Here is a 26,953-nt window from a genome sequence, read left to right on the forward strand (position 1 = left end):
GCGCTTTTTTACATTAAGCCTGGGGATGAATCATATCGTAAATAGCGGCAAGCTGTTCTTGTGACAGGGCACTGAAGAGTTTTTCATAAACGTCAGCTTGCAGTGGCGTTGCACCTGCTTGTAGCGCTGCGTCTTTATCATAGCTGTACACATCATCTTGTAGCACAATGGCTGCTTGTAGAATGTGAATCTTGAGAGAAACAGCGGAGAAAAATTGTTCAAGTGCAAGTGCTTCTTTTTCTGTGAAGCCAAGTTCAACTGCTTTTTCTGTATCAAATTTGTAATTTCCATCCTCGAGATACACACATTGTGAAACAATGCCGAAAAATTCTGATGTCGATTCCCAGAGTGTAGCAATTACCTGAGCCTCTTCTTTTGTCATTCCTAACTCGACAGCTTTTTCGCTGTCAAAATAATATACACCGTCTTGTTCGTAAATACATTGATTTAATATATCAATGAATGTATTGAGATCTTCGTTAGTGCTCGCCTGATGCTGGAGTTGAACAGCAGTGTTATCAACCAGTGTTTTTGCGCTGGCTGCATCAGGACCGAACGTTAATAGAGCAGCTGATGTCATTGCGGCAGTCGTTAACATAGCTTTTTTTACAAATGTTTTCTTCATGTTTCTTCTCTCCCTTTTATGAATTGTGCTACAAATTCCATTATAGGGAGTAGTTTCCGGTGGAGGAATAGGCGCTATGGTATTTTATGTGTATCGTTGCCGAACTACTTTTTGAAGGCTGCACGTGTGATCGTTAGAACGATTGTCTATGTATGAAGGATGATTTGCATCTTCCTGACTAAGAAACAGGGGAGATAAGGCTTAAAGAAATGAAAAACACCGCTTTCTTTGCGGTGTTTTTTGATTACAATGTCGCCGGCGGGGCAATGCTTTTAATCAAGCAAGCCTTGTTCGCGCATTTTCTTTTTTAATGTAAATCCGCCGCCCATGACAGCGCAAACAAGTACAATGCTGGCGATAATGCCTGCAGGGCTTTTTTCAGCGATAAAGACGCCGATCAGCATAATGCTGAAAACCGCTGCAAATGCAAATAATAGTAAAAGCCAATTCATTTTTTTCATAAATTCCATCCCCTTTTACGTCTTATATTAAGTTTACAGAAAAACGTGACGCTTTTAAAGAGGATGTGTGATATAATATGAAAGTTATCTAATTTTTTTAGGAGATGAAAAAGTGAAACTTCGAAATGATCTTCGCAACATCGCGATTATTGCCCACGTTGACCATGGGAAAACGACTTTAGTCGATCAGCTTTTACATCAGGCTGGTACGTTCCGTGCCAACGAACAGGTTGCTGAACGCGCAATGGACTCAAATGATCTTGAACGCGAACGCGGCATTACAATTTTGGCGAAAAATACTGCGATTAACTATAAAGATACACGTATCAATATTTTGGACACCCCTGGACACGCAGACTTTGGGGGAGAAGTAGAACGGATTATGAAAATGGTAGACGGCGTAGTGCTTGTCGTTGACGCATATGAAGGCTGTATGCCTCAAACTCGTTTTGTTCTGAAAAAAGCTCTTGAGCAAAACCTGAACCCTGTTGTTGTTGTAAACAAAATTGACCGTGACTTTGCTCGTCCAGAGGAAGTTATCGATGAAGTTCTTGATCTGTTCATTGAGCTTGATGCCAATGAAGAGCAGCTCGAGTTCCCAGTGGTATATGCTTCCGCGATTAATGGAACAGCGAGTCTTGATCCGAAACAACAGGATGAAAACATGGAAGCTTTATATGAAACCATTATTAAGCATGTTCCGGCACCTGTTGATAATGCAGAGGAGCCGCTTCAATTCCAAGTTGCCCTTCTTGACTACAACGACTATGTAGGCCGTATCGGAATCGGACGCGTATTCCGCGGCACAATGAAAGTCGGACAGCAGGTTTCTCTTATGAAGCTTGACGGAACGGCTAAGTCATTCCGTGTTACAAAGATTTTTGGTTTCCAAGGCTTAAAGCGTGTGGAAATTGAAGAAGCAAAAGCGGGAGACCTCGTTGCGGTTTCCGGGATGGAAGATATCAACGTTGGTGAAACGGTATGTCCTGTAGACCATCAAGATCCGCTTCCGGTCCTTCGCATTGATGAGCCGACACTTCAAATGACATTTGTCGTGAATAACAGTCCGTTTGCAGGCCGTGAAGGCAAATATGTAACAGCCCGCAAAATCGAAGAGCGTCTTCAATCACAGCTTCAGACGGATGTGAGCTTGCGTGTTGAGCCAACAGCTTCTCCTGATGCTTGGGTTGTTTCAGGACGCGGTGAGCTGCACTTGTCAATTTTAATTGAAAATATGCGTCGTGAGGGCTATGAGCTTCAAGTGTCAAAACCTGAAGTTATTATCAAAGAAATAGACGGCGTACGCTGTGAGCCTGTTGAACGTGTGCAAATTGATGTTCCTGAAGAGCATACTGGCTCTGTCATGGAATCAATGGGTGCCCGCAAAGGCGAAATGGTTGATATGATCAACAACGGAAACGGCCAAGTCCGTCTCATCTTTACAGTTCCTTCCCGCGGATTGATCGGTTACTCTACAGAATTCCTATCATTAACACGCGGATTCGGTATTTTGAACCATACGTTTGACAGCTACCAGCCGATGCAGGCAGGCCAAGTCGGCGGACGCCGTCAAGGTGTACTTGTGTCAATGGAAAACGGAAAAGCAACATCATACGGAATTCAAGGAATTGAAGACCGCGGTGTCATCTTCGTTGAGCCAGGTACTGAAGTATACGAAGGAATGATCGTTGGAGAGCATAACCGTGACAATGACCTTGTTGTTAACGTCAGCAAAATGAAACAGCAAACAAACGTCCGTTCTGCGACAAAGGATCAGACAACTACAATTAAAAAAGCGCGCATCATGTCTCTTGAGGAGTCTCTAGAGTACTTAAACGAAGATGAATATTGTGAAGTAACGCCTGAATCCATCCGTTTAAGAAAGAAGATCCTCAATAAGAACGAACGTGAAAAAGCAGCTAAAAAGAAAAAAACAGCAGGATTGTCTTAATCTCGTGCAGAATTTGAAAAGATAGAACCCGTACGTTTACAGGGGAGGGAATCTTTTTGAATGACGTAAGCGAACGTCTGTCGTTCTTCGCCGCTCTATATCAAGTAGACCGGCAGCCTGCGGCAGGCATGTGGCTGCTGTACGGCACGATTTTTGTGTTGGCCGTTATTGTATTTAAGCTTGGATTTGCTAAACGGCTTCCTGTATTAAAATCTGCAGTGGTGTATGTATTTTTGGCGTTGGGCTGCACTGTTTTGACTTTTTTAGGGGTGTTTTTGCCCGTGGCAGAAGGATTGGTCGTCGCTGCGCTGATTTTAATCATTTACAAAATCCGGCTGTATCAGTCGAAAAAAGGACAGTCTGCAAAATCATAAAAGACTCAGCTGAAAGCTGAGTCTTTTTTGTGTTCTGTATGGTTAAGCGGCCACTTTATTTTTTGACTTTTTCTTTTTTCTGCTGTCCCGGGTGAAAAGTAAATTTTCCCGTTTTCAGTCGTTCCTCTGTTTTTTTGGCAATCCGATCGTGGCATTCCTGGCACATATATGTATGGATCGGGCGGTTTCGAAGCCGTTTCGCGATCAGGGTATCATCATCAATTGTTTCAATTTTATCGCAAATAGAACATTTGACCCTCATCATATCACCTCTTTCACTAACATGTATTATAGCACGGATCAGAAGCTGTCCAAAATAAGAAAAAGCTAAAGCGCAAGGCTATAGCTTAGTCATTGTTGTTCTTTTTCATATGATGATCAGATTGATCGTTTTGCTCCTTCTCCATTTCCTGCTGCTGTTTTCTATTTAATTGGTCATTTTGCTGCTTTGTTTGCGGTTCGTCTTCATTGTCAATCACATCGTTAGGCACTTCGGGAAGCACTCGGCCGACAATTGCAGCTAATTCATCCAGTATACCTGTTACCGGATGGCCCTCGCTGATTTCTCTGCTCATTTCGCGAAGGCGGCTGACCGTATCGGGATCAGCAATGACTACTGCGTTGGCGCCATATCGATCATTCTTTAGCGCCTGGGCTACAGAATATTTAATGGTTTCCACTTTGCTTCTGTCCAAAGTATCATCGACATCAATCCCAACAACAGCATAACCTCCCAGCACAACGGCTGTTGCATCCTTGACGTCGGGGTTTTTTTCAGCAACGCTGACAAGATGCTTGGCAATATCCGTTCTTGTTCCATTGTCTTTTGTTTCTTGAGTTGTGTCCTTTACGTGAATCGGTTTAGTCTCCTGCTGTCTTGTTGATTCTTTTTCAACATTCTGGCCCTGTTTTCCTTGTTGATAGGCACAAGCGGACAGGATAAGTGTCAGCTGTATGATAATGAAAAGAATTCGCACTTGCGGGTTCCCTCCTTGAAATGCTTTCATTAATTTTATTGTTGAATTAACCTTCTATCTTTATGCACAAAAACATATATTTTAGCAGGCATTCACCTTTTTCATCAAAAGAGAAGCAGGAAGAACTTTGACCCTTATATCAGGAGGCTGAGACTTGAGTAAAATTTATGTGTTAGATACGAATGTGTTATTACAGGATCCTAACGCGATATTTTCTTTTGAAGAAAATGAGGTTGTCATCCCTGCTGTCGTTTTAGAAGAGGTTGATTCAAAAAAACGGTATATGGACGAAGTTGGGAGGAATGCAAGGCACGTATCTAAGCTAATCGATGCGCTAAGACAAAAGGGCAGGCTGCATGAGCATGTCCCGCTTGACACCGGCGGCACACTGAGAATTGAACTGAATCATCGTTCGTTTCACCAGCTGCAAGAGATCTTTATTGAAAAGACGAACGATAATCGCATATTAGCCGTTGCGAAAAACTTGAGCCTCGAGGAAGAAACCAAGGAAAATGGCAGGCCGGTTATCCTCGTCAGTAAGGATGTACTGGTCAGGGTTAAAGCCGACGCAATCGGACTGCTTGCTGAAGATTTCTTGAATGACCGGGTTGTGGACAATGATGAAATGTACAGCGGCTATAAAGATTTATATATCAGCCAGCAGCTGTTCAGCTCTTTTTACGGAAAAAATCAAATTTCAGTAAACGATGTGAAACAGCATGCGTTTTATCCGAATCAGTTTGCTTTAATGAAGGATGAGCTAGGAGGGTCCTCCTCGGCAGTCGGAATTGCAGATAAAACCGGAACGGTATTAAAAAGACTCGTATTTGATGATGAACATATATGGGGAATCAGGCCGAAAAATGTACAGCAGACAATGGCATTAGAGCTTTTGCTGCGGGAAGATATTCCGCTTGTCACCCTGATCGGAAAAGCGGGAACCGGAAAAACGCTCTTAGCTTTGGCGGCAGGGCTATTACAGACAGAAGACTTGGGAATATATAAAAAGCTGGTCGTCGCAAGGCCGATTGTTCCTGTTGGCAAGGACATCGGGTATTTGCCAGGCGAAAAAGAGGAAAAGCTAAAGCCTTGGATGCAGCCGATTTTTGACAACTTAGAGTTTCTGTTTAATGCGAAAAAACCAGGGGAGCTTGATGCTATTTTGGCGGGAATTGGCTCAATTCAGGTAGAGGCGCTGACTTATATCAGAGGGAGAAGCATTCCAGATCAATTTATTATCATTGATGAAGCGCAAAATTTGACCAGGCATGAGGTGAAAACTTTGCTGACGAGAGTCGGTGAGGGCAGTAAAATTGTCTTAATGGGTGACCCTGAACAAATTGATCACCCATATTTAGACAGTCTGAACAATGGTTTAGCCTATGTGGTTGAGCGGTTTAAAGGACAACCCATCTCAGGCAGCGTGAAGCTGTTAAAAGGTGAGAGATCAGGTCTCGCCCAGCTCGCAGCTGATTTGCTGTAACATTAAATAATTTCGATCTCTTTTACGTCGGTAATCGGCTGTTTGTGATGAATCGGGTCTTCAAAGTAAATATGCACGGGGCCGCCTTCTTGAATCGGCTTGCCTGCCTCACTGAAATGGACAATACTGTTCAGAGCGGTTTCCAGAGAAACGGCGGCCTTTCCCGAACTTGTGACAAATACACATTGTGTCGCAGAGCTGTTCGGCTCAGCATTTTTCAGGACAGTCCCAAGTCTCATTGCGAAACTGCCGTTCATCAGTTTTTGCTTCTCATATTGCTTTTCCGTCTTTAATGTAGGCGGGGCGATTCGCCCCTCTCTGATGACGCGTTCCGGATCAAGGTCGGATTCATCCCCGGCTGATTGTAAATATGTGTCTTGACTGTCCCCTTTGCGGTCAAACGAAAATTTGCGATCATCAAAAATCCATACGCTTGGATCAATGGTAATTGGATATGTAACATTGCCTTTTACTTGGATAACGCTCATGATATGACCCCCTTCTCTCAAAATTATAAAAGTTTTCGCATGAATTGTCACTTTGTGTACAAATTATGTGTATTGAAATGCTGAGGGAACGAGGGTGTTTGCATGGTATGCCAGCATAATGATGAGCTTGAAGCCTTAGTGAAAAAGGCGAAAAAAGTAACAGACAAGGGGGAGGTAGCCAGCTATATTCCCGCCTTGGCAAAAGCTGATAAACACGACCTGTCAGTGGCGATTTATTATTCCAATAATGTTTGTCTGTCAGCAGGTGACGTAGAAAAAACATTTACGCTTCAAAGTATATCGAAAGTCCTTTCCCTTGCTTTGGTGTTAATGGAATACGGCAAAGATAAGGTCTTCAGTTATGTTGGACAGGAGCCGACCGGTGATCCGTTTAATTCAATTATCAAGCTTGAAACAGTGAATCCGAGCAAGCCGTTAAACCCTATGATTAATGCCGGGGCATTGGTAGTGACAAGTCTGATAAGAGGAAGAACGGTGAAAGAGAGACTTGATTATTTGCTTTCTTTTATCAGAAGGCTGACAAACAACCAAGAGATTACATACTGCCGGGAAGTGGCTGAATCTGAATACAGCACTTCAATGATTAATCGGGCGATGTGTTATTATATGAAGCAGTACGGCATTTTTGAAGATGATGTAGAAGCAGTAATGGATTTATACACGAAGCAATGCGCGATTGAGATGAACAGCTTGGATTTAGCGAAAATCGGATCTGTATTTGCATTGAACGGCAGACATCCAGAGACTGGGGAGCAAGTCATCTCAAAAGATGTCGCTAGAATTTGCAAAACGTTTATGGTGACGTGCGGAATGTACAATGCAAGCGGGGAATTCGCAATTAAGGTCGGAATTCCTGCGAAAAGCGGCGTATCCGGCGGGATTATGGGCATTTCGCCTTACGATTTCGGGATCGGCATATTCGGCCCCGCATTAGACGAAAAAGGGAACAGCATTGCAGGTGTAAAGCTTTTGGAAATAATGTCTGAGATGTACAGGCTGAGTATTTTTTAATTTATGTCATATGCTTAAATCCTCTTGCATTTTCTGTTGATACCCTTTATGATAAATAGAAGAATTAGGTACTCGCCTGGGGAACGGAGGGATACTTTTGGCTTCAGAGATGATAGTTGACCATCGGCAAAAAGCTTTTGAACTCTTAAAAGTGGACGCTGAGAAGATTTTGAAGCTGATCCGAGTACAAATGGATAACTTAACGATGCCTCAATGTCCTCTATATGAAGAGGTTTTAGATACTCAAATGTTCGGGCTTTCGAGGGAAATCGATTTTGCTGTCCGCCTGGGATTGGTTGATGAAAAAGACGGTAAAGACCTTTTATACACATTGGAGCGCGAATTGTCTGCTTTGCATGACGCGTTTACAGCTAAATAAATGATAAAACTCAAACTTATTAACAGTTTGGGTTTTTTTATAACTGCTATTTTTCTCTCATCTCATAAAAGACGGTCTTTTTTTACACATTCCTTCCGAATCGTATAGAGATTCTTCGTCTCGTTTGATAAATTGTAGTAAAATAAAAAAGATAAATACATAAAAACCATAGATAATGGAAGTTAGAAGCAGGGAAGAGGATGTTATGTTAAAAAAAATGCTAAAATCTTATGATTACTCACTGATATTCGCAATTGTTTTATTATGCGGATTCGGTTTAGTGATGGTATACAGCTCAAGTATGATTACGGCTGTCTCCCGGTATGGTGTAAGCAGTAATTTTTTCTTCATGCGGCAGCTGTTTGCTTTAATTGCGGGTGGCGCTCTATTTATTCTCATGGCGTTGTTTCCTTATAAAGCACTGGCCCATCAAAAGTTTCAGAAGGGGATACTGCTTGTATCTGTTCTTGCGCTTATCTCACTGTTTGTTTTCGGGCATGTTGCCGGCAACGCGCAGAGCTGGTTTAAAATCGGCGGAATGAGTATTCAGCCGGGGGAGTTTGTGAAACTGGTCGTGATTTTATACCTTGCAGCCGTATATGCAAAAAAACAAAGTTATATCGACCATCTGTTAACGGGAGTAGCCCCTCCGGTAGTCATGACGCTTATAATTTGCGGGTTAATTGCCATGCAGCCAGATTTCGGTACAGCCATGATTATAGGGTTAATTGCGACGTGCATGATCTTGTGCTCCGGATTCAGCGGAAAGACGCTGGTGAGGCTGCTTTTGCTCGGCGGAATTGTTTTCATTTTAGTCAGCCCGATTCTCTATTTAAATCAGGATCAAATTTTAACTAAAGGCCGTTTGGCGCGTTTTGAGAGTCTTGAAGACCCATTTAAGTATGCAAATTCATCAGGTTTGCAAGTGATCAATTCTTATTATGCGATCAGCTCAGGCGGCATTTTCGGCCTGGGGCTCGGTGAAAGTATCCAAAAATACGGATATCTGCCTGAATCACACACTGACTTTATTATGGCTGTCATTGCTGAAGAGCTCGGCATTTTTGGGGTATTGTTTGTGATTTTCTTATTGGGTTTTGTCGTCATAAAAGGTTTTTATATTGCCAGAAAATGCGAGGACCCGTTTGGAAGTCTTCTGGCGATCGGCATTTCAAGCATGATTGCCATCCAGTCGTTTATTAACCTTGGCGGTGTCAGCGGATTAATTCCGATTACAGGGGTTACGCTGCCATTTATCAGTTACGGGGGCTCTTCTTTGGTGCTGCTGCTGGGGAGTATGGGGATATTAGCGAATATCAGCATGTTTGTGAAATATTCAGAGAATAAGAAAAAGAAAGAGCCCTTGGCGCCGAAGGGAATGAAAAAGAAACAGCTCAAAAAAACTGTTTATCTGTAAAAAACAAGTGTGTACAGGGGAAGGATATTCCGCTATGATAGATTATATTCCATTCGGGTAAGGGGGAGAAAAGTTTGTCTCAGCAATCGATACAAAAAGTATTAGTAGCAAACAGGGGAGAAATTGCAATCCGAATATTCCGGGCGTGTACCGAGTTGAATATTCGTACAGTTGCGGTCTATTCAAAAGAAGATTCCGGTTCCTACCATCGGTACAAAGCGGATGAAGCATACTTGGTCGGTGAAGGGAAAAAACCGATTGATGCTTACCTGGATATTGAAGGTATCATTGATATTGCGAAAAGAAACAAAGTCGATGCAATTCATCCGGGATACGGTTTCTTATCTGAAAATATTCATTTTGCGAGACGATGTGAAGAAGAAGGCATCGTTTTCATAGGGCCAAAATCCGAGCATCTCGATATGTTTGGTGACAAGGTAAAAGCGCGTGAGCAGGCAGAAAAAGCGGGAATCCCCGTGATTCCCGGAAGCGACGGTCCTGCCGAAACGCTTGAAGCCGTCGAACAATTTGGACAAACTAACGGTTATCCGATCATCATTAAAGCCTCGCTTGGCGGTGGCGGCCGCGGTATGCGGATTGTCAGATCTGAAAGTGAAGTTAAAGAAGCATATGAGCGTGCTAAATCAGAGGCGAAAGCAGCTTTTGGCAATGATGAAGTTTATGTAGAAAAATTAATTGAGAATCCGAAACATATTGAGGTTCAGGTCATTGGAGACAAGCAGGGAAATGTCGTCCATCTTTTTGAGAGGGATTGCTCCGTTCAAAGACGCCATCAAAAAGTCATTGAAGTGGCGCCGAGTGTCTCGCTGTCACCTGAATTAAGGGACCAAATTTGTGAGGCGGCAGTTGCGCTTGCCAAAAATGTAAACTATATAAATGCGGGGACGGTCGAATTCCTTGTTGCAAACAACGAGTTCTACTTTATTGAAGTAAACCCTCGCGTACAAGTTGAACACACGATAACAGAAATGATTACTGGTGTCGATATTGTTCAAACTCAGATCCTTGTTGCCCAAGGGCACAGCCTTCACAGCAAAAAAGTAAATATTCCTGAGCAAAAGGACATTTTTACAATCGGCTATGCCATTCAGTCACGGGTTACGACTGAAGATCCGCAAAATGATTTCATGCCTGATACAGGAAAAATCATGGCTTACCGCTCAGGCGGCGGTTTTGGTGTCCGTCTTGATACCGGAAACAGCTTCCAGGGTGCCGTGATCACACCATACTATGATTCACTTCTCGTTAAGCTTTCAACTTGGGCTTTAACGTTTGAACAGGCAGCTGCCAAAATGGTGCGAAACCTTCAGGAGTTCAGAATCAGAGGCATAAAAACGAACATTCCGTTCCTTGAGAACGTTGCAAAACATGAGAAGTTCCTGACAGGGCAATATGATACATCTTTCATTGATACAACGCCTGAATTATTTAATTTCCCTAAACAAAAAGACCGCGGAACGAAAATGCTCACTTACATCGGCAATGTGACAGTAAACGGCTTCCCTGGAATCGGGAAAAAAGAAAAACCGGCGTTTGACAAACCGTTAAGCGTAAAGGTAGACGTTGATCAGCAGCCTGCCAAAGGAACAAAGCAAATTCTCGATGAAAAAGGTGCAGAAGGGCTTGCAAATTGGGTTAAGGAGCAGAAATCTGTCCTTTTAACTGATACGACATTCAGGGATGCCCACCAATCGTTATTGGCAACTAGAATCAGATCGCATGATTTGAAAAAAATCGCAAATCCGACGGCTGCGTTATGGCCTGAACTATTCAGTATGGAAATGTGGGGAGGCGCGACCTTTGATGTAGCCTACCGATTCCTAAAAGAAGATCCGTGGAAGCGTTTGGAAGATCTTCGCAAAGAAGTGCCAAATACCTTATTCCAGATGCTGCTTCGCTCATCAAATGCGGTCGGCTATACGAATTATCCGGACAATGTGATTAAAGAATTTGTGAAGCAATCAGCTCAATCCGGTATTGATGTGTTTCGTATTTTCGACAGCTTAAACTGGGTAAAAGGGATGACGTTAGCCATTGATGCCGTTCGGGATACCGGAAAAGTGGCAGAAGCTGCGATTTGTTATACGGGAGATATACTTGACAAGAACCGGACGAAGTACGATCTTGCTTATTATACATCGATGGCGAAGGAGCTTGAGGCGGCCGGAGCCCATATTCTCGGGATTAAAGATATGGCAGGGCTGTTAAAACCGCAGGCTGCATATGAACTCGTTTCTGCGTTGAAAGAAACGATCGACATTCCGGTTCACCTTCATACGCATGATACGAGCGGAAACGGTATTTATATGTATGCGAAAGCTGTTGAAGCCGGCGTTGATATCATAGACGTGGCGGTCAGCTCAATGGCGGGATTAACGTCACAGCCTAGCGCGAGCGGATTTTATCATGCGATGGAAGGCAACGACCGCCGTCCGGAAATGAATGTCCAAGGCGTTGAATTGCTGTCCCAATATTGGGAGTCGGTACGTAAATATTATAGTGAATTTGAAAGCGGAATGAAGTCTCCGCATACTGAAATTTATGAGCACGAAATGCCAGGGGGTCAATACAGCAACCTGCAGCAGCAAGCCAAGGGAGTAGGCCTTGGCGACCGCTGGAACGAAGTCAAGGAAATGTACAGACGCGTGAACGATATGTTCGGTGACATCGTCAAGGTAACGCCTTCCTCAAAAGTAGTCGGAGATATGGCACTCTACATGGTGCAAAACAATCTGACTGAAAAAGACGTTTACGAAAGAGGCGAATCTTTAGATTTCCCTGATTCTGTCGTGGAGCTTTTCAAAGGAAATATCGGCCAGCCTCATGGCGGATTCCCGGAAAAACTGCAAAAGCTGATCTTAAAAGGGCAGGAGCCGATTACAGTCAGACCGGGCGAACTGCTTGAGCCGGTGTCATTTGAAGCGATCAAACAGGAATTTAAAGAGCAGCATAACTTGGAAATTTCAGATCAGGATGCTGTGGCGTATGCCCTTTATCCTAAAGTCTTCACTGATTATGTGAAAACGACAGAAAGCTATGGAGACATTTCGGTATTAGATACACCGACATTCTTCTACGGTATGACATTAGGTGAAGAGATAGAAGTTGAAATTGAGCGCGGCAAAACGCTGATCGTTAAGCTGATTTCAATCGGTGAGCCTCAGCCTGACGCCACTCGCGTCGTTTATTTCGAACTGAACGGGCAGCCGCGTGAAGTAGTCATTAAAGATGAAAGCATTAAGTCTTCCGTTAAGGAAAGGCTGAAAGCAGACCGGACAAATCCAAGCCACATCGCAGCTTCCATGCCTGGAACCGTTATTAAGGTATTGGCTGAAGCAGGTACAAAAGTCAATAAAGGTGATCATTTGATGATTAATGAAGCGATGAAAATGGAAACAACGGTTCAGGCGCCTTTCTCAGGAACAATCAAGCAGGTTCATGTGAAAAATGGCGAGCCAATCCAAACGGGAGATCTGCTTCTCGAAATTGAAAAAGCATAAAAAACAAGAGTGTATGTCATTTGATATACACTCTTGTTTTTTACAAAGAAAATGTGGAGTGAATCAGATGGTTAGAAGAGATATAAGGGGACTTCAGAGATTATACAGTACTGTCACAAGCCCAAAATAAAAAGAGGCTTATATACCACCAATTTTTTAGATGCTTTGTAGTAGTCCATGCATATTTCTTTAAGCACTATCTGATTTAAAAGGCTTTAATACTTATGTTCGCGGGCTATAGATCCATATGAAATTTCTATAATACGATGAGAAAGGGACAGACTGAAGTGAGCCGCTCACTGATCATCAAGTTCAGCGAAGGCTGGCGATTAAAACGCATAAAGTTCCAAAAAACAAGACATGAAAAAAGACCAAAGCCGCCTAAGGCTTTGGTCTTGAGTCCTTATGATTGCCTGGATTCGTAACGGAAACGAGCAATCAATAATAAGAAGTAGCATAGAACGCCAAACAGACAGGCAATAAAGAACGAGTGGGCAAGTGCAAAGCCCAGAGCCAGTTCAGAGTATACGATCATAATCCCGGACAGTGCCTGTAATGTAATGAAAATAAGACATGAGATCCATCCCCAAAAGATCTGTTTTTGATCTTTATAGGAGATAATAGCATGAACAGCGGCAACAATAATCCATACAAATAACAGTAAGGCTGCTGCTCTGTGGCCCATTTGCACCCATTCATGGAATTGGGTCGGAAGTCCATTGTTCAGCGGGCTGCACAGCGGCACATCAGGACATGCCAGACTTGATTCAGTGTGTCTTACATATGCGCCTGTATACACAACGATATAGGAATATATCAAAATTCCTATCATGTGAAATTGCATCTTTTTGCCGATTTGAAGCGGCTTAACCAGTGTTCTGACTGATTTATCAGCTTCAAATATGAGCAATGTCAAAATAAGCACTGAAGCAAAAGAAATTAATGATATGCCGAAGTGAAGCGCCATAATCAGCGCGTTCGAACCGAATACGACAGCCAATGCGCCAAGCAATGCCTGAAGAAATAAAAAGATAATTGACATGATCGCGAGAAACGTTGTTTCACGGAAAATCGGCGTGATTTTTCTCCATGACCAAAACGCAAGGCTTAGCACAAGGACAATAGAGATTCCGCTTGCGAATCGGTGGCTCCATTCAATAATTGAAGCCGGATTCAGTTCAGGGAAAAAACGGCCGTGACACAGCGGCCACTGTCTGCCGCATCCTTGGCCGGAACCTGTTTTTGTAACGAGGGCACCCCCGATTAAAACAATTAGCATGACAAATGTCGTCAGAACACCGAGAGCTTTTAATGCTTTATTCATACAATATTCACCTTCTCAACATACTGCTGCAATTTTATATACGTTCCAAGTGTAAGCGAATATGTGTTTTGTGGCAATTCCCAGAGCCTTTTGTTCACAAAAATATAATAGAATGACGGCTTCTGGAAAATGTACACTTGATTATTCATGCCGGGTCTGATAGAAATAAGGTAAACGCAATGACGATTTGGAGATTGCCTTCATCTTTGGTAAAATTCATAAAAAGTTCACAAATAAATTCCTGTTTGTCGTTTAATATTTAATAGGATGTTTTTTTACAAGATGTTATCTTGTATGATAGAGTTGCAGGTTATTTTATTTTCCTGCGTTAGGTTTGTAAGGGAGGTTTACGTTATGGCTAACTCCAGAATCTTAAATGATACAGCTATAGACGGACAAATTGAAGAAACAACGGCATGGAAAGATTTTCTGTCCCTTATTAAAATAGGGATCGTCAATTCTAACCTCATCACGACTTTCACTGGAATGTGGCTTGCACTGCATATTTCCGGTTTAAGTTTTTTAGGCAATATAAACACCGTTCTTCTTACGTTAATCGGGTCTTCACTGATTATTGCGGGCTCCTGCGCGATCAATAACTGGTATGACCGGGACATTGACCATCTTATGGAGCGTACGAAAGTAAGACCGACGGTTACGGGTAAAATTCAGCCGAGTCAGGCGTTATGGTCTGGAATTTTGCTGGTTGCTTTAGGATTGATCATGCTGCTGATGACAACTGTCATGGCTGCTGTTATCGGTTTTATCGGAGTCTTTACGTATGTTGTATTGTACACAATGTGGACGAAACGCCGCTATACGATTAACACAGTAGTAGGAAGCGTTTCCGGTGCAGTGCCGCCGCTTATTGGATGGACGGCAGTGGAAGGGAATATCGGTGTCGTAGCATGGGTGTTATTCATGATTTTATTTATTTGGCAGATTCCTCACTTCTTAGCATTGGCTATTAAGAAAACTGAGGATTACAGAGCTGCAAATATTCCGATGCTTCCTGTCGTATACGGATTTGAAGTGACAAAAAGACAAATTATTGTGTGGGTTGCGTGCCTGATGCCGCTTCCGTTTTTCCTTGGTAGCCTGGGTCTTCCGATTGTCATTCTCGGCTTGCTGTTAAATATCGGCTGGCTGATTCTTGGCTTAATGGGATTCCGCTCCAAGAATATCATGAAGTGGGCAACGCAGATGTTCGTTTACTCGCTTAACTACATGACAATCTATTTCGTTGCCATGGTTGTCTTGACGCTTTTCTAAAAAATAGATATGATGCTTGTTTTATCGCTTCAAAATAAACGATGACAACTAGTAAATGCCGCCTTGACCTCTTGTTTAATCAGGCGGCTTTACTTTTATACATAGATGGCATTTTGAGTAAAAAAACTCATAATTTAAGAGAAGAGGAAATGTAAGTGCTTTATTGGTGATAGGTTGGATGGCGATAGATTTCGATCCGCTTTCCGCCTTTGTATTGACCAGAAAAGGGGTTGGGTGAAATGGTAAAGCATTGGCGTCTTATTTTATTATTAGCCTTAGTGCCGCTTCTATTAAGCGGATGTGGAAAACCTTTTTTATCCACGCTCAAGCCTGCTGGCGAGGTGGCTGATAAACAGTATGACCTGACAGTGCTCAGCACATTGATTATGGTGGTTGTTGTTGCAGTAGTATCTGTTATCTTCTTTTATGTGATTGTGAGATTCAGAAGATCACGGGTCGGTGAGAACACGATACCGAAACAGGTAGAGGGGAATAAATTTTTAGAAATCACATGGACCGTGATCCCGATTTTGCTGCTCATTATTCTTGTGATTCCTGTTGTATTATATACGCTGGAGCTAGCGGACACATCACCAATGGATAAAAAAGGCCGCAAAGCTGAGGATGCTCTTGTAGTCAATGTTAGGGCAAATTTATACTGGTGGGAGTTTGAGTACCCTGATTACGGCATTATCACAAGCCAGGAGCTGATTGTACCGACAGATCAGCGTGTATATTTTAATTTAAAAGCCTCTGATGTAAAACATTCCTTCTGGATTCCTTCAGTTGGAGGAAAACTTGATACGAATACGGATAATGAAAATAAGTTCTTCCTGACATTTGATTCAAAACGAAGCAAAGAGGCAGGAGATATGTTTTTTGGGAAGTGTGCAGAGCTTTGCGGCCCTTCACATGCGCTGATGGATTTTAAGGTGAAGACGATGTCTGCAAAAGAATTTCAGGGCTGGACAAAAGAAATGAAAAACTATAAATCTACAGCAGAGAGCGATTTGGCTAAGCAGGGTGAAGAACTGTTTAAAGAGAAAAACTGCCTGAGCTGCCATGCGGTAGAGCCGAATGATAAGCGTGCAGAAGCCGCTAGAACGGCACCTAACTTGGCGACCTTCGGTGAAAGGACAAAAGTGGCAGGGGTGAAAGAGGCCAACAAAGAAAATGTGAAGGCTTGGCTGAAGGACCCTGACAGCATAAAGCCGGGGAACAAAATGACAGGCACATATCCAAAGCTCTCAGACAGCGAAACAGATGCGCTTTATGAATACTTAAAAGGCTTAAAAGCGGAAAGCAAGTAGGGAAGAAAGGGAGATATTGGGGGAGGTCACATATGTTGAATGCGCTTACAGAAAAGCGGACGCGCGGATCTATGCTTTGGGATTATTTGACGACGGTGGACCATAAAAAAATCGCGATTCTTTATTTAGTGGCAGGGGGATTCTTCTTTCTTGTCGGGGGAATTGAAGCGATGTTTATCAGAATTCAGCTTGCAAAGCCGGAAAATGCGTTTCTCAGTGCTCAAGCATACAATGAAGTAATGACTATGCACGGAACGACGATGATCTTTCTGGCTGCGATGCCGCTCTTATTTGCCTTGATGAATGCGGTTGTGCCTTTGCAGATCGGGGCTCGGGACGTTTCGTTTCCATTTTTAAACGCGCTTGGTTTTTGGCTCTTCTTTTTCGGGGGCATTTTCTTAAATCTAAGCTGGTTTTTGGGCGGAGCGCCAGATGCGGGCTGGACGTCATATGCCTCACTTTCGCTTCATTCTAAAGGGCACGGCATAGACTTTTTCGTCCTCGGACTCCAAATATCGGGGCTCGGGACGCTGATAGCCGGGATTAACTTTTTGGCCACGATTATCAACATGAGGGCTCCGGGCATGACGTATATGAGGCTGCCTTTGTTTACATGGACGACATTTGTGGCCTCGGCATTGATTTTGTTCGCGTTTCCGCCGCTTACGGTTGGATTGGCTCTCATGATGCTGGATCGACTGTTCGGAACCAATTTCTTTAACCCGGAGCTTGGCGGAAATACGGTCATTTGGGAACATTTATTTTGGATCTTCGGCCACCCGGAGGTTTATATCCTAATTTTGCCTGCATTCGGTATTTTTTCTGAGGTCATCCCTGTGTTCGCCAGAAAGCGTTTGTTTGGCTATTCTTCAATGGTTTTTGCAATCGTGCTCATTGGCTTTCTGGGCTTTATGGTTTGGGTGCATCACATGTTCACGACTGGTCTCGGCCCGATTGCAAATGCGATTTTTGCGGTTGCAACAATGGCTATCGCGATTCCGACCGGGATTAAGATTTTTAACTGGCTGTTGACGATTTGGGGAGGAAATGTGAAGTATACAACCGCTATGCTGTATGCTGTCTCATTTATTCCATCCTTTGTGCTCGGCGGTGTGACGGGAGTCATGCTGGCAGCTGCTGCGGCTGATTATCAGTTCCATGATACGTATTTTGTGGTTGCGCACTTCCACTATGTCATTATTGGCGGCGTTGTATTCGGCCTTTTAGCCGGTGTTCATTTCTGGTGGCCGAAAATGTTCGGTAAAATTCTGCATGAAACGATGGGGAAAATTTCATTTGTATTGTTTTTTATCGGCTTTCACCTCACGTTTTTCATTCAGCATTTTGTCGGCTTAATGGGGATGCCGCGCCGGGTTTATACGTTTTTGCCAGGACAGGGTCTGGAAACCGGCAACTTGATCAGTACAATCGGGGCGTTTTTTATGGCGGCAGCTGTTATTCTTCTGCTGGTCAATGTCATATGGACATCGGTAAAAGGTGAATATGTAGGTGCTGATCCATGGCATGACGGACGTACGCTGGAATGGACCGTTTCTTCACCGCCGCCGGAGTATAACTTTAAACAGCTTCCTTTTGTCAGAGGACTTGATCCGCTATGGATCGAGAAGCAGGCAGGGCACAAATCAATGACGCCGGCGGAACCGGTTGATGATATTCATATGCCAAACGGCTCAATCCTGCCGCTCATCATTTCCTTCGGCCTTTTTGTCGCAGCGTTCGGGCTGCTGTACAGAAGTGATTATGCTTGGGGCCTGCCAGTGATCTTTATCGGGCTTGGCATCACATTTATTACGATGCTGCTTCGTTCAGTAATTGATGATCACGGCTATCATATTCATAAAGAGGAACTGCCGAACGATGATAAAGGGGTGAAGGCATAATGCAAGTTCAAGAAAAATTCACCGCAGAAACCTTTCCAGCTTCTCCCGAAAAAGTAACCCTGGAAGGGAAAAATAAATTTTTAGGCTTTTGGCTTTTTCTTGGCGGAGAGACTGTTCTGTTTGCGTCTCTCTTCGCCACGTTTCTTGCGCTTCGGAATTCAAATGCCGGTGATCCGCCTACGACGGAAATGTTCGATGTGACACTTGTATTCATTGCCACAATGCTTCTATTAACGAGCAGTTTAACGAGTGTGTACGCGATGTACCACATGAAGAACTTTTCCTTCGGCAAGATGCAGCTTTGGCTGGGAATTACGATTTTATTGGGGGCGGGCTTTTTAGGACTGGAAATCTATGAGTTCAAGCATTACACCCATGAATTTGGCTTTACCATCACAAGCTCTGCCCTTGGTTCTGCGTTTTACACGCTTGTCGGTACACACGGCGCCCACGTGGCATTTGGGCTTATGTGGATCAGCACGCTTATGATTCGCAATGCCAAGAGAGGGCTGAATCTGTATACGGCGCCTAAGTTTTACGTTGCCAGCCTTTATTGGCACTTTATTGATGTCGTGTGGGTCTTCATCTTTACCGTTGTATATTTAATGGGGATGGTGGGATAAACATGGTCGATAAAAAAAGCAGAGGGCATATCAATAGCGACCTTGAATTTAAGAAAAAAAAGCATGCCCGAGAGATGAAATATCAAGTCCTGTCTTTTGGTTTAATGATCGGTCTTACGATTGTTGCATTTCTGACTGTGGCCACGGACGGTGTCGGCAGCTGGTTTACGATTCCTTTCATTATTTTGCTAGCTGCTATTCAAGTCATCTTTCAGCTGTATTATTTCATGCATATGAATCAGAAAGGGCATGAGGCGCCGGCACTGTTTTTGTATTCAGGGGTGTTTGTCGCGTTTATCACTGTGCTTGCGTTTGTGACAATTATATGGTGGTAATTTGAAACAGCCGCCGGAGGTGAAGAAATGAATCAGTTGGAGATATTCGGGTTTCGCGCGATGTGGAGCCCTTATCTTTTTTGTATCCTGTTAGGCATTACGGCGCTTTATCTCTATTTTTACAGGCGAATGTCTTCAAAGCCAAATCGAATAACTGGTAAAGAGATGGTATGCTTTCTGTCGGCGATGCTGTTTTTATATGCAGCCGAGGGAAGCCCGGTTGATCTGCTCGGACATATTATGTTCAGCGCGCATATGGTGCAAATGGCCGTCCTGTATTTGGTTGTCCCGCCGCTGTTAATCGCGGGAATTCCTGCATGGCTCTGGGAAAAAATCATTTTCAGGCCTTCAATCAAACCGGTTTTTTCCTTTTTTACAACGCCTTTAATTGCTTTGCTTTTGTTTAACGGCATTTTTTCTTTATATCATGTACCGCTTATATTTGATACTGTCAAAACGGATCCGTTTTACCATACATTAATCACTTGGCTTATCTTTGTGCTTGCGTTCTTCATGTGGTGGCCGCTTGTTCATAAGGTTGAGCGTCTACGGCAGCTCAGCGGCTTGATGAAGCTGGGTTATATTATGGCGGATGGTATGCTGCTCACACCTGCTTGCGCCTTGATCATGTTCAGCGGTGCACCGTTATACGCCACCTATACAGATCCGGCTGTATGGGCTGAGGCAATGAGGCTTTGCGTGCCAGCGGATATGATGGGGCAGGTCCCATTAACAGGGCCAGAGATGTTGAATACACTGCCTTTGTTAGAGGATCAGCAGCTCGGAGCAGTCATGATGAAAATCATTCAGGAAATTGTGTACGGTACTTTTTTGGCCATTATTTTTTTCCAATGGGTGAAGAAAGAAAGGGAAAAGGACGGGCAGGAGGAGCCGCCGTATATTCAGCAGACGATATCATAAAAGGTACAGCGAAATATGCTGTACCTTTTCGTTACATTTGAACTGTTTTTAACATGTTGGCTATGTCCTGAATCAGTGCCTTGCTTTTTGTCACAACCTGTACGGGAAACTCTTCCGTTTCTCCATATTCTACTCCATGCGGGTAGTAATGCTTTCCTAGGAGAGGGGACATTAATTGAATCACGGCGCGCCCGCTTCCGACATCGCCTTCTGCCGCAATGCCTTGTATCCGCAGGTAAAACGTACCCTCAATCGTCGAAAACTTCTTGTCATAGGTGACTCTCTCGTAATCCCATTGACCCGCTCTGATAAGACCTTTGCTTTCCATTAAGTCGTCTAGCCAGCTGAGCTCAGCCTTAACCCCTTCAAGTCCGCTTTCAGTAAACTTCAACACTGACCCCTCCTTATAAAAATTACCTTTCCTGACAATCATAGTATGAAAGCGTTAAACTTTCAATGAATCTTCTTCTTTTGAAAGTATGCAAAAATTAAATTTTGACGACAATAGCACTAGACTAAAGGAGGTTAAACGGATGACAAAAATAAAAGATCTGATGACAGCCGACTTGCAATATTGCACGGTATTAGATAATGTATATGAAGCTGCAGTAAAGATGAAGGACGCAAATGTAGGAGCAATTCCGGTAGTTGATGAGGACGGGGAAACATTGGTCGGCATCGTAACCGACCGCGATCTCGTATTAAGAGGAATCGCCATCAAAAAACCGAACTCGCAAAAAATCACTGACGCGATGACCGAAAATCCTGTCAGTGTGGAGGAAGATGCTTCAGTCGATGAGGTTCTTCATTTGATGGCATCGCATCAGCTCAGAAGGATACCAGTTACAAAAAATAAAAAACTGACTGGAATTGTCACGCTCGGTGATCTTTCTTTATCTGAGCAAACGAATGAACGTGCCGGCAGCGCCTTATCGGATATTTCCGAGGGTGATAATAGAGAAGAAGGCTTTTTTCATTAACACATAAATTTTTGACATGTTAAATAGGCTGTATTGTAATGGGATGTAAGCAAGAGATTGTGAATCGCCACGGGGGTGATAGATTGAAAAATATATTGAGAGCAATGGTTATCCTTTTGATTATCTGCGGAACTTATGTTCTGTTTATTCAATATGGATCTGTTCCTGAAAAGAAATCAAATGACAGCGAGCCTCAGGTGTCGAATGAGGAAGCGCAAAGCGGCAAACGAATACATATGCCGACTTCAGGGTTATTGTCCTTCATGGGCAAGCCCGCCGATGAAGTAACGAAAAAGCTTGGGGAACCTGAACGTATTGACCCTTCGGCTTATGATTACGATTGGTGGGTATACAATCAAGGTAAGGATCAATATATCCAAATCGGGGTATTAAACAATAAAGTGGTCACATTATTCGCGGCGGGTAATGATATTAACGCCAAGCCTTTCAAAATTGGAGAATCAACTGGCGAAGTATTCAAGACCACCCAGGTGGCACCATTTGTGAATGTAGAGTATAAAGGAAATTCCTATCGGTTTGAATTTTCTGAAGAAGATATCAATACAAGACCGACTGTAAAGGTAGGAAAGATGTATGTCCAGCTGTATATGGACAAATTTGAGGGGAAGCTATCCAGCATCAGGGCGTTTGATGCGCAAACCTTTGTAAAGCAAAGACCTTATGAGGTAGTGTACCGCGGGGAATTAATTAAACCGAAAGTCGTTTCAGATGAGAAATGGAAAAAGATCCAAACAACGAGCGAAAAGCAAATCCTTGATTTGACGAATGTCATACGCGTTAAACATGGACTTGCGAAGCTTGAGTGGGATCAGCCAACGGCGGAAGTGGCATTTGGACATAGTGAGGATATGAAGGAAAATAATTATTTCTCCCATGTCTCTAAAAAATACGGCTCGCTGAAAGACCGCTTAGAAGAAGGGCATGTTGACTTTCAGCAAGCGGGAGAAAATATCGCATACAATTATGTGGACGGTCCGGCTGCTGTAGAAGGCTGGCTGAATAGCGAAGGCCATCGAAAAGCGCTTCTGAATTCAGATTATACGCATCTTGGTGTCGGAGTAGACCGGAAATATTACACCCAAAATTTTATTAAGCGATGGTAATGAAAGCCGCGGACGAATGGTTCCCGGCTTTTTCTATTTCCATACAAGCTGGTCTGAATGAATGTGCTGATAGCTTACAGATAAGGCCGTTTCCCATCCCTTCAATCAGGCTTTTTCACCAGTGTATAGGGATATCGCTAAAAATTCATTTGGGAATGAATATAGGCGAACACAATGCCCGACAAAACGATACATTGTAGTAGGTAACGATTTTCGGAGGGGGTGAGGATTGTGGCGAATCAACATGCCAATCATTCAATCAATGACTTTAAACAATTCGTCAAGAAGCATCCCAAGCTGATAAAAGAAGTGCGCAAAGAACAAAGAAGCTGGCAGGACGTATATGAAAATTGGGTCCTCTTCGGGGAGAGCGACCCGATTTGGGATCCTTATCGGGAACCGGAAGAAGCTTCTGAAGCTGTGCCTGAAACACCGCAAAAAAATGATTTTGTCTCGAAAATGGTGACAGCGGTGAAAAAGATGGATGTCAATCAAATGAACGAACAAATCAATAAAATGAGCCAGTCGATCTCATCGTTGCAAAGCCTTCTTAATACATTTTCCGGAAGCGGACAGAAGCATTCTCAGCCAGGCTCTGGACAGCATCCTTTTTCTTTTCGAAAGGATTAAAAAAGGGGAGCTCATATGCGCAAAGAGGTTCAGGAATATATTTTAGCAAACGAAGAACGGAAACGATTCATCAGAGAACAGCCGATATGGTACCGCAGGCTTTCAAGAAAACCGGATGATCTGTCCTCCTTTCAGCTTGAAATGATGAATTTTTATGAAAAAACCATTCCGCATCGGGTGAATCAGTTTACGAACGGGATTCAAATGGCGCAAATGATGATGCAAATGTTTCAAGCGATGCGGACAAAAGATTAAAAGGCCCCGAAAAAGGGTCTTTTTTCATGCGGACATAAGGTTTTGTATACGGCTGCGGTTAAGCATTTTCCAATTGGCTGGTTTCATGGTAAACTAACAACTGGAGGTGCATGTTATGTATGCGACGATGGAATCCGTGCGGCTTCAAAGTGAAGCTCAGCAGCTTGCCGAGATGATTCTGCAGTCGGAGACGGCTGAGAACTACCGCAATTGTTACAAGCGTCTCCAGGAAGATGAAGAGGCAGGTCGGATTATTCGTTCTTTTATCAAAATAAAAGAGCAGTATGAGGATGTACAGCGTTTTGGCAAATATCATCCTGACTATAGAGAAATATCCCGGAAAATGAGGGAGATCAAACGTGAGCTGGACCTGAACGATAAGGTGGCTGACTTCAAGAGAGCTGAAAATGAGCTCCAGTCTATTCTTGATGAGGTCAGCGTTGAGATTGGGACAGCTGTTTCGGAGCATGTGAAAGTTCCGACTGGGAACCCTTATTTTGACGGTTTGTCTTCATGCGGAGGCGGCTGCGGTTCAGGTGGAAGCTGCGGATGTAAAGTGTCCTGACGAGACTGGCCGTCTCGTCTTTTACATATAAGAGAAAACAGGCAGGTGATTGTATTGGAGAATAGGCGCCAGGGCATGGTTGTGTATCTGCACTCCCTAAAGCAGAGCAAAATGCTGAGGAAGTTCGGGAATGTGCACTATGTATCAAAACGATTAAAATATGTCGTACTGTACTGTGATATGGACCAAATTGAAAAAACAATGGACAAGATTGCGTCTTACTCATTTGTGAAAAAAGTGGAGCCTTCTTATAAACCGTTTTTAAAATTGGAATTCGAGTCAAAGCTTGATAAGGCAAAAGAATACGATTATAAAATCGGCATATAGCTATAAAAAAATCCCCGCAGGCATCTGCGGGGTCCTTCTATTCCTTAATATGTTAAGGAGAAGGCAAAGGGAGAGGAGAAACCGGAGGAAGAACTTATGGGGAAACGTAAGTCTTCTCCGCGGTTGGCAACAACATCCTCTAGATGCTGTTGCTTATAGTATGGTCAAGGATCTTGCTGCCTATACACCTGTTTATCAAGATTAGCGTTCATTGTTTGGAAGAATGCTTTATGTTAAGATAGGATTGATTTTTTCTATGTACATAGCGGCGTCCGGCCGAATAAAGAAACAAAATAGCTTGTAGAAAAAGTGGTGTGGAACATGAGAGTAATTTCTGGATCAAAAAAAGGCCGTTCACTAAAGGCTGTACCCGGAACATCAACAAGACCGACAACCGACAAAGTGAAGGAATCCATTTTCAATATGATCGGCCCTTATTTTGACGGGGGCAGGGGACTTGACTTATTCGCAGGGAGCGGAGGTCTTGGAATCGAAGCGCTTTCACGCGGGTTTGAGCATTGTATATTCGTTGACCGTGATTTTAAAGCGATTCAAACGGTAAAATCTAATTTGAAAACGCTGGAGCTTACCAAACATGCACAGGTATACCGCAATGATGCGGAACGTGCTTTGCACGCTGCTGCTAAAAGAGAAACCGGCTTTCGCGGAATTTTTCTCGATCCGCCGTATAAGGAACAAAAGCTGAAAGCACTTTTAACGATGATTGACGAATATCAAATGCTGGAAGAAGACGGCTTTATCGTCGCTGAGCATGACAGAGAAGTCGAGCTTCCCGAAACCGTAGGAGATCTTGTGATGACAAGAAAAGAAACCTATGGGCTTACAGGTGTGGCGATTTATAAAAAGAGGGGGTAGTGAGGTGGCGAGTATAGCTGTCTGTCCCGGCAGTTTTGATCCGGTGACCTACGGGCATCTGGACATCATCAAACGCGGGGCGCATATTTTTGAACAAGTGTATGTATGTGTGCTGAATAATTCTTCAAAAAAGCCTTTGTTCAGTGTGGAAGAACGGTGTGAGCTTCTGAGAGAAGTGACAAAAGACATTCCGAACATAACAGTTGAAACATCGCAAGGCCTGTTAATTGATTATGCAAAAAGAAAAAATGCGAAAGCCATTTTAAGAGGCTTGAGAGCTGTATCTGATTTTGAATACGAGATGCAGGGGACATCAGTAAACCGTGTGCTTGATGAATCTATTGAGACGTTTTTTATGATGACAAACAATCAATATTCGTTTCTAAGTTCAAGCATCGTAAAAGAAGTGGCGAGATACAACGGCTCGGTATCAGAGTTTGTACCGCCGGAAGTAGAGCTGGCGCTTCAGCAAAAATTCAGACAAGGATGAGGGTTTTGACTCATCCTTTTTTTGTTCCGTTTGTCAGTCTGTAAGAAAAAATGATAATGTACGTAAACAGCGCGCATAGTGTGACAGCAGGTCCGATCTGCACAAGCAGATTCCAGCCGTTTATGAAGGCAGTTGGCATTTCACTGCTGTTAAGAGATTTAAATACATACTGATACGGATCATGCCATGCCGTGTAAAGAGGTTTCCATAAAAGCATGACGAAGACAGCGGCATAAACGCCCTGCAGCAAACGTGCGATAAAGAATGGTTTAAATCTAATGTCGGTTTCCGATAAAATACCTGCCACCTGAGCTTGTACGGAAAAGCCGCTAAACCCGAGAATAAAGCTGACGATAATGGCTTTTTGCAGAAGAGAAACATCTGTCTCGCTGACAAGCTTGCTGCCTAATGTAATTTCAAACATCCCTGATAAAAGCGGAATGTCCAATTGAGTCGGAAGCTGAAACAAAGTTAGTGCTCCTTTTGTGAAAACAGACAAAACATCAGTCAGCTGGACCACTGACAACAGCCGATTGAAGACAGAAAATAAAATAATAAAGCCGCCTACCATAAGAAGCGTTTGAACAGAAGACGTCACGGCGTCGCCTAAAATTTTACCCAAGGGCCGTTTTTCTGCAAGTCTGGCGGTATGAAGAGCGTGTAAAGCATCTTTGACTGAAGGGAAAGGTATCGTTTTCTTTCTTCTGAGATGCTGCTCTTCCTTGCGGCCATAGGAACGCATTGTTAAACCGACAGCCAGATTCCCCAAATAGTGTGCAGAAGCTAATAAAATGCCTAGTGACGCGTTTTGAAAGAAACCGACGGCAACAGCGCCGAAAATAAAGAGTGGGTTTGAAGAATTGGTAAACGACGCGAGCCGTTCTGCTTCTACTCTTGAAATCTGATTTTCCTGCCGCAGACGGGCAGTGAGTTTTGCTCCCGCTGGGTTTCCTGATGCCATTCCCATAGCAAGAACGAAGCCGCCGACACCCGGCACGCGAAAGATCGGCCGCATAAAAGGCTCAAGCAAAACACCGACAAACCGCACAATGCCAAAGCCGATTAAGAGTTCGGACAGAATGAAAAATGGCAGCAATGACGGAAACACAACCTCCCACCACATAGACAGCCCGGTTTTAGAGGCTTCGAATGAGGCCTGTGGATGTGAGATGACAGTCGCTGTTAAAAAAAGAAAAAACGAGGCAATCAAAAGTGTATTAATCTTCGACAAGTTCATTCTTACCTCCCCGATGCTAAAAATGCCCAATGACATGTATATCATGATAAAATAATGTATGATGTAAAACGGCCA

29 protein-coding genes are annotated in these 26,953 nt (G+C 43.4%); 21 read left to right on the forward strand and 8 right to left on the reverse strand.

The features are described 5' to 3' along the window. Nucleotides 1-13: 13 nt before the first annotated feature. Together AC0OMA_RS08170 and AC0OMA_RS08175 are read right to left on the reverse strand one after the other, a co-directional pair. On the reverse strand, nt 14-625 hold the full coding sequence (locus tag AC0OMA_RS08170) for a hypothetical protein (RefSeq protein ID WP_047182566.1): 612 nt from the start codon (nt 623-625) through the stop codon (nt 14-16). A 272-nt stretch (nt 626-897) separates the two neighbouring features. Further along, nucleotides 898-1,086: a YlaF family protein gene (locus AC0OMA_RS08175; RefSeq protein ID WP_003245500.1), complete on the reverse strand. Its 189-nt coding sequence runs from the start codon at nt 1,084-1,086 to the stop codon at nt 898-900. Between the two features lie 112 nt (nt 1,087-1,198). Here AC0OMA_RS08175 and typA point away from each other — a divergent pair, with 112 nt between their 5' ends. After that, nucleotides 1,199-3,037 (forward strand): translational GTPase TypA, encoded by a 1,839-nt coding sequence (gene typA, locus AC0OMA_RS08180; RefSeq protein ID WP_003232278.1) that lies wholly within the window; start codon nt 1,199-1,201, stop codon nt 3,035-3,037. A 56-nt stretch (nt 3,038-3,093) separates the two neighbouring features. Beyond that, entirely contained in the window at nt 3,094-3,411 is a 318-nt protein-coding gene (locus AC0OMA_RS08185; protein WP_003232274.1) for a YlaH-like family protein, read from the forward strand. A 55-nt stretch (nt 3,412-3,466) separates the two neighbouring features. Here AC0OMA_RS08185 and AC0OMA_RS08190 read toward each other — a convergent pair whose 3' ends face one another. Together AC0OMA_RS08190 and AC0OMA_RS08195 are read right to left on the reverse strand one after the other, a co-directional pair. Beyond that, nucleotides 3,467-3,676 (reverse strand): YlaI family protein, encoded by a 210-nt coding sequence (locus tag AC0OMA_RS08190; protein ID WP_003232271.1) that lies wholly within the window; start codon nt 3,674-3,676, stop codon nt 3,467-3,469. An 82-nt stretch (nt 3,677-3,758) separates the two neighbouring features. After that, complete coding sequence (locus tag AC0OMA_RS08195; protein ID WP_003232269.1) at nt 3,759-4,388, reverse strand: YhcN/YlaJ family sporulation lipoprotein; 630 nt, start codon at nt 4,386-4,388, stop codon at nt 3,759-3,761. Nucleotides 4,389-4,542: 154 nt separating this feature from the next. Here AC0OMA_RS08195 and AC0OMA_RS08200 point away from each other — a divergent pair, with 154 nt between their 5' ends. Continuing rightward, nucleotides 4,543-5,871 (forward strand): PhoH family protein, encoded by a 1,329-nt coding sequence (locus tag AC0OMA_RS08200; protein WP_003245272.1) that lies wholly within the window; start codon nt 4,543-4,545, stop codon nt 5,869-5,871. Nucleotides 5,872-5,873: 2 nt separating this feature from the next. Here the strand turns inward: AC0OMA_RS08200 and AC0OMA_RS08205 are convergent, their stop codons facing one another. Next, nucleotides 5,874-6,359, reverse strand: a complete 486-nt coding sequence (locus AC0OMA_RS08205; RefSeq protein ID WP_015383578.1) for a hypothetical protein — start codon at nt 6,357-6,359, stop codon at nt 5,874-5,876. 102 nt (nt 6,360-6,461) lie between these two features. On the opposite strand from AC0OMA_RS08205, the gene glsA reads away from it, so the two are divergent. From glsA to pyc, 4 genes are all read left to right on the forward strand, one after another. Further along, complete coding sequence (gene glsA, locus AC0OMA_RS08210; RefSeq protein WP_003245206.1) at nt 6,462-7,391, forward strand: glutaminase A; 930 nt, start codon at nt 6,462-6,464, stop codon at nt 7,389-7,391. Between the two features lie 97 nt (nt 7,392-7,488). Next, nucleotides 7,489-7,770, forward strand: coding sequence for an Fpa/YlaN family protein (locus AC0OMA_RS08215; RefSeq protein WP_003245286.1), 282 nt, complete (start codon nt 7,489-7,491; stop codon nt 7,768-7,770). 205 nt (nt 7,771-7,975) lie between these two features. Beyond that, nucleotides 7,976-9,187, forward strand: coding sequence for a cell division protein FtsW (gene ftsW, locus AC0OMA_RS08220; protein ID WP_021479353.1), 1,212 nt, complete (start codon nt 7,976-7,978; stop codon nt 9,185-9,187). A gap of 74 nt (nt 9,188-9,261) precedes the next feature. Beyond that, nucleotides 9,262-12,708: a pyruvate carboxylase gene (gene pyc, locus AC0OMA_RS08225; RefSeq protein WP_322839601.1), complete on the forward strand. Its 3,447-nt coding sequence runs from the start codon at nt 9,262-9,264 to the stop codon at nt 12,706-12,708. 403 nt (nt 12,709-13,111) lie between these two features. On the opposite strand, the gene ctaA is transcribed toward pyc, so the two are convergent. Then, the gene (gene ctaA, locus AC0OMA_RS08230; protein ID WP_021479351.1) at nt 13,112-14,032 is read right to left on the reverse strand and encodes a heme A synthase CtaA; all 921 of its coding nucleotides are present in this window, start codon (nt 14,030-14,032) and stop codon (nt 13,112-13,114) included. Nucleotides 14,033-14,386: 354 nt separating this feature from the next. Between ctaA and cyoE the strand changes: the two genes are divergently transcribed. The 6 genes from cyoE to ctaG all read left to right on the forward strand — a co-directional run bounded on the left by cyoE (nt 14,387) and on the right by ctaG (nt 20,394). Then, entirely contained in the window at nt 14,387-15,304 is a 918-nt protein-coding gene (cyoE, locus tag AC0OMA_RS08235) for a heme o synthase (RefSeq protein ID WP_003232250.1), read from the forward strand. Between the two features lie 239 nt (nt 15,305-15,543). Continuing rightward, a complete protein-coding gene (gene coxB / locus AC0OMA_RS08240) occupies nt 15,544-16,614 on the forward strand; it encodes a cytochrome c oxidase subunit II (protein WP_014663859.1) in 1,071 nt (356 codons plus the stop codon). Nucleotides 16,615-16,646: 32 nt separating this feature from the next. Next, entirely contained in the window at nt 16,647-18,515 is a 1,869-nt protein-coding gene (gene ctaD / locus AC0OMA_RS08245) for a cytochrome c oxidase subunit I (protein WP_003232245.1), read from the forward strand. Next, entirely contained in the window at nt 18,515-19,138 is a 624-nt protein-coding gene (gene ctaE, locus AC0OMA_RS08250; protein ID WP_003232244.1) for a cytochrome c oxidase subunit III, read from the forward strand. Before ctaD ends, ctaE begins: the two co-directional genes overlap by 1 nt. A gap of 2 nt (nt 19,139-19,140) precedes the next feature. Further along, complete coding sequence (ctaF, locus tag AC0OMA_RS08255) at nt 19,141-19,473, forward strand: cytochrome c oxidase subunit IVB (RefSeq protein ID WP_003232242.1); 333 nt, start codon at nt 19,141-19,143, stop codon at nt 19,471-19,473. A gap of 27 nt (nt 19,474-19,500) precedes the next feature. Further along, nucleotides 19,501-20,394 (forward strand): cytochrome c oxidase assembly factor CtaG, encoded by an 894-nt coding sequence (ctaG, locus tag AC0OMA_RS08260; RefSeq protein ID WP_046664162.1) that lies wholly within the window; start codon nt 19,501-19,503, stop codon nt 20,392-20,394. A 31-nt stretch (nt 20,395-20,425) separates the two neighbouring features. Here the strand turns inward: ctaG and AC0OMA_RS08265 are convergent, their stop codons facing one another. After that, entirely contained in the window at nt 20,426-20,788 is a 363-nt protein-coding gene (locus AC0OMA_RS08265) for a YugN family protein (protein ID WP_003232238.1), read from the reverse strand. Between the two features lie 139 nt (nt 20,789-20,927). Between AC0OMA_RS08265 and AC0OMA_RS08270 the strand changes: the two genes are divergently transcribed. The 8 genes from AC0OMA_RS08270 (at nt 20,928) to coaD (ending at nt 25,641) form a co-directional block, all read left to right on the forward strand. Continuing rightward, entirely contained in the window at nt 20,928-21,374 is a 447-nt protein-coding gene (locus AC0OMA_RS08270; protein ID WP_181219096.1) for a CBS domain-containing protein, read from the forward strand. An 83-nt stretch (nt 21,375-21,457) separates the two neighbouring features. Continuing rightward, nucleotides 21,458-22,498, forward strand: a complete 1,041-nt coding sequence (locus AC0OMA_RS08275) for a CAP domain-containing protein (RefSeq protein ID WP_047182571.1) — start codon at nt 21,458-21,460, stop codon at nt 22,496-22,498. A 231-nt stretch (nt 22,499-22,729) separates the two neighbouring features. After that, nucleotides 22,730-23,128 (forward strand): YlbD family protein, encoded by a 399-nt coding sequence (ylbD, locus tag AC0OMA_RS08280; RefSeq protein ID WP_003232233.1) that lies wholly within the window; start codon nt 22,730-22,732, stop codon nt 23,126-23,128. A gap of 15 nt (nt 23,129-23,143) precedes the next feature. After that, nucleotides 23,144-23,383, forward strand: a complete 240-nt coding sequence (locus AC0OMA_RS08285; RefSeq protein WP_003232231.1) for a YlbE-like family protein — start codon at nt 23,144-23,146, stop codon at nt 23,381-23,383. 115 nt (nt 23,384-23,498) lie between these two features. Next, on the forward strand, nt 23,499-23,948 hold the full coding sequence (gene ricF / locus AC0OMA_RS08290; RefSeq protein WP_003221370.1) for a regulatory iron-sulfur-containing complex subunit RicF: 450 nt from the start codon (nt 23,499-23,501) through the stop codon (nt 23,946-23,948). Nucleotides 23,949-24,002: 54 nt separating this feature from the next. Continuing rightward, the gene (locus AC0OMA_RS08295) at nt 24,003-24,275 is read left to right on the forward strand and encodes a YlbG family protein (protein WP_009967171.1); all 273 of its coding nucleotides are present in this window, start codon (nt 24,003-24,005) and stop codon (nt 24,273-24,275) included. Between the two features lie 321 nt (nt 24,276-24,596). Then, the gene (rsmD, locus tag AC0OMA_RS08300) at nt 24,597-25,151 is read left to right on the forward strand and encodes a 16S rRNA (guanine(966)-N(2))-methyltransferase RsmD (protein WP_019258325.1); all 555 of its coding nucleotides are present in this window, start codon (nt 24,597-24,599) and stop codon (nt 25,149-25,151) included. Between the two features lie 4 nt (nt 25,152-25,155). Beyond that, a complete protein-coding gene (gene coaD, locus AC0OMA_RS08305; protein WP_003245283.1) occupies nt 25,156-25,641 on the forward strand; it encodes a pantetheine-phosphate adenylyltransferase in 486 nt (161 codons plus the stop codon). Between the two features lie 10 nt (nt 25,642-25,651). Here coaD and spoVV read toward each other — a convergent pair whose 3' ends face one another. Next, nucleotides 25,652-26,878, reverse strand: coding sequence for a dipicolinic acid transporter SpoVV (spoVV, locus tag AC0OMA_RS08310; protein ID WP_072175369.1), 1,227 nt, complete (start codon nt 26,876-26,878; stop codon nt 25,652-25,654). Nucleotides 26,879-26,953: the final 75 nt, after the last annotated feature.

It is taken from the genome of Bacillus sp. AMCV2, assembly GCF_056033925.1.

What these genes read in the sequence shown, in the direction of transcription:
- AC0OMA_RS08170 (WP_047182566.1), bottom strand. Translation starts at nt 625, where the DNA reads ATGAAGAAAACATTTGTAAAAAAAGCTATGTTAACGACTGCCGCAATG.
- AC0OMA_RS08175 (WP_003245500.1), bottom strand. Translation starts at nt 1,086, where the DNA reads ATGAAAAAAATGAATTGGCTTTTACTATTATTTGCATTTGCAGCGGTT.
- AC0OMA_RS08190 (WP_003232271.1), bottom strand. Translation starts at nt 3,676, where the DNA reads ATGATGAGGGTCAAATGTTCTATTTGCGATAAAATTGAAACAATTGAT.
- AC0OMA_RS08205 (WP_015383578.1), bottom strand. Translation starts at nt 6,359, where the DNA reads ATGAGCGTTATCCAAGTAAAAGGCAATGTTACATATCCAATTACCATT.
- glsA (WP_003245206.1), top strand. Translation starts at nt 6,462, where the DNA reads ATGGTATGCCAGCATAATGATGAGCTTGAAGCCTTAGTGAAAAAGGCG.
- ftsW (WP_021479353.1), top strand. Translation starts at nt 7,976, where the DNA reads ATGTTAAAAAAAATGCTAAAATCTTATGATTACTCACTGATATTCGCA.
- ctaA (WP_021479351.1), bottom strand. Translation starts at nt 14,032, where the DNA reads ATGAATAAAGCATTAAAAGCTCTCGGTGTTCTGACGACATTTGTCATG.
- cyoE (WP_003232250.1), top strand. Translation starts at nt 14,387, where the DNA reads ATGGCTAACTCCAGAATCTTAAATGATACAGCTATAGACGGACAAATT.
- coxB (WP_014663859.1), top strand. Translation starts at nt 15,544, where the DNA reads ATGGTAAAGCATTGGCGTCTTATTTTATTATTAGCCTTAGTGCCGCTT.
- ctaD (WP_003232245.1), top strand. Translation starts at nt 16,647, where the DNA reads ATGTTGAATGCGCTTACAGAAAAGCGGACGCGCGGATCTATGCTTTGG.
- ctaE (WP_003232244.1), top strand. Translation starts at nt 18,515, where the DNA reads ATGCAAGTTCAAGAAAAATTCACCGCAGAAACCTTTCCAGCTTCTCCC.
- ctaF (WP_003232242.1), top strand. Translation starts at nt 19,141, where the DNA reads ATGGTCGATAAAAAAAGCAGAGGGCATATCAATAGCGACCTTGAATTT.
- ctaG (WP_046664162.1), top strand. Translation starts at nt 19,501, where the DNA reads ATGAATCAGTTGGAGATATTCGGGTTTCGCGCGATGTGGAGCCCTTAT.
- AC0OMA_RS08270 (WP_181219096.1), top strand. Translation starts at nt 20,928, where the DNA reads ATGACAAAAATAAAAGATCTGATGACAGCCGACTTGCAATATTGCACG.
- AC0OMA_RS08285 (WP_003232231.1), top strand. Translation starts at nt 23,144, where the DNA reads ATGCGCAAAGAGGTTCAGGAATATATTTTAGCAAACGAAGAACGGAAA.
- ricF (WP_003221370.1), top strand. Translation starts at nt 23,499, where the DNA reads ATGTATGCGACGATGGAATCCGTGCGGCTTCAAAGTGAAGCTCAGCAG.
- rsmD (WP_019258325.1), top strand. Translation starts at nt 24,597, where the DNA reads ATGAGAGTAATTTCTGGATCAAAAAAAGGCCGTTCACTAAAGGCTGTA.
- spoVV (WP_072175369.1), bottom strand. Translation starts at nt 26,878, where the DNA reads ATGAACTTGTCGAAGATTAATACACTTTTGATTGCCTCGTTTTTTCTT.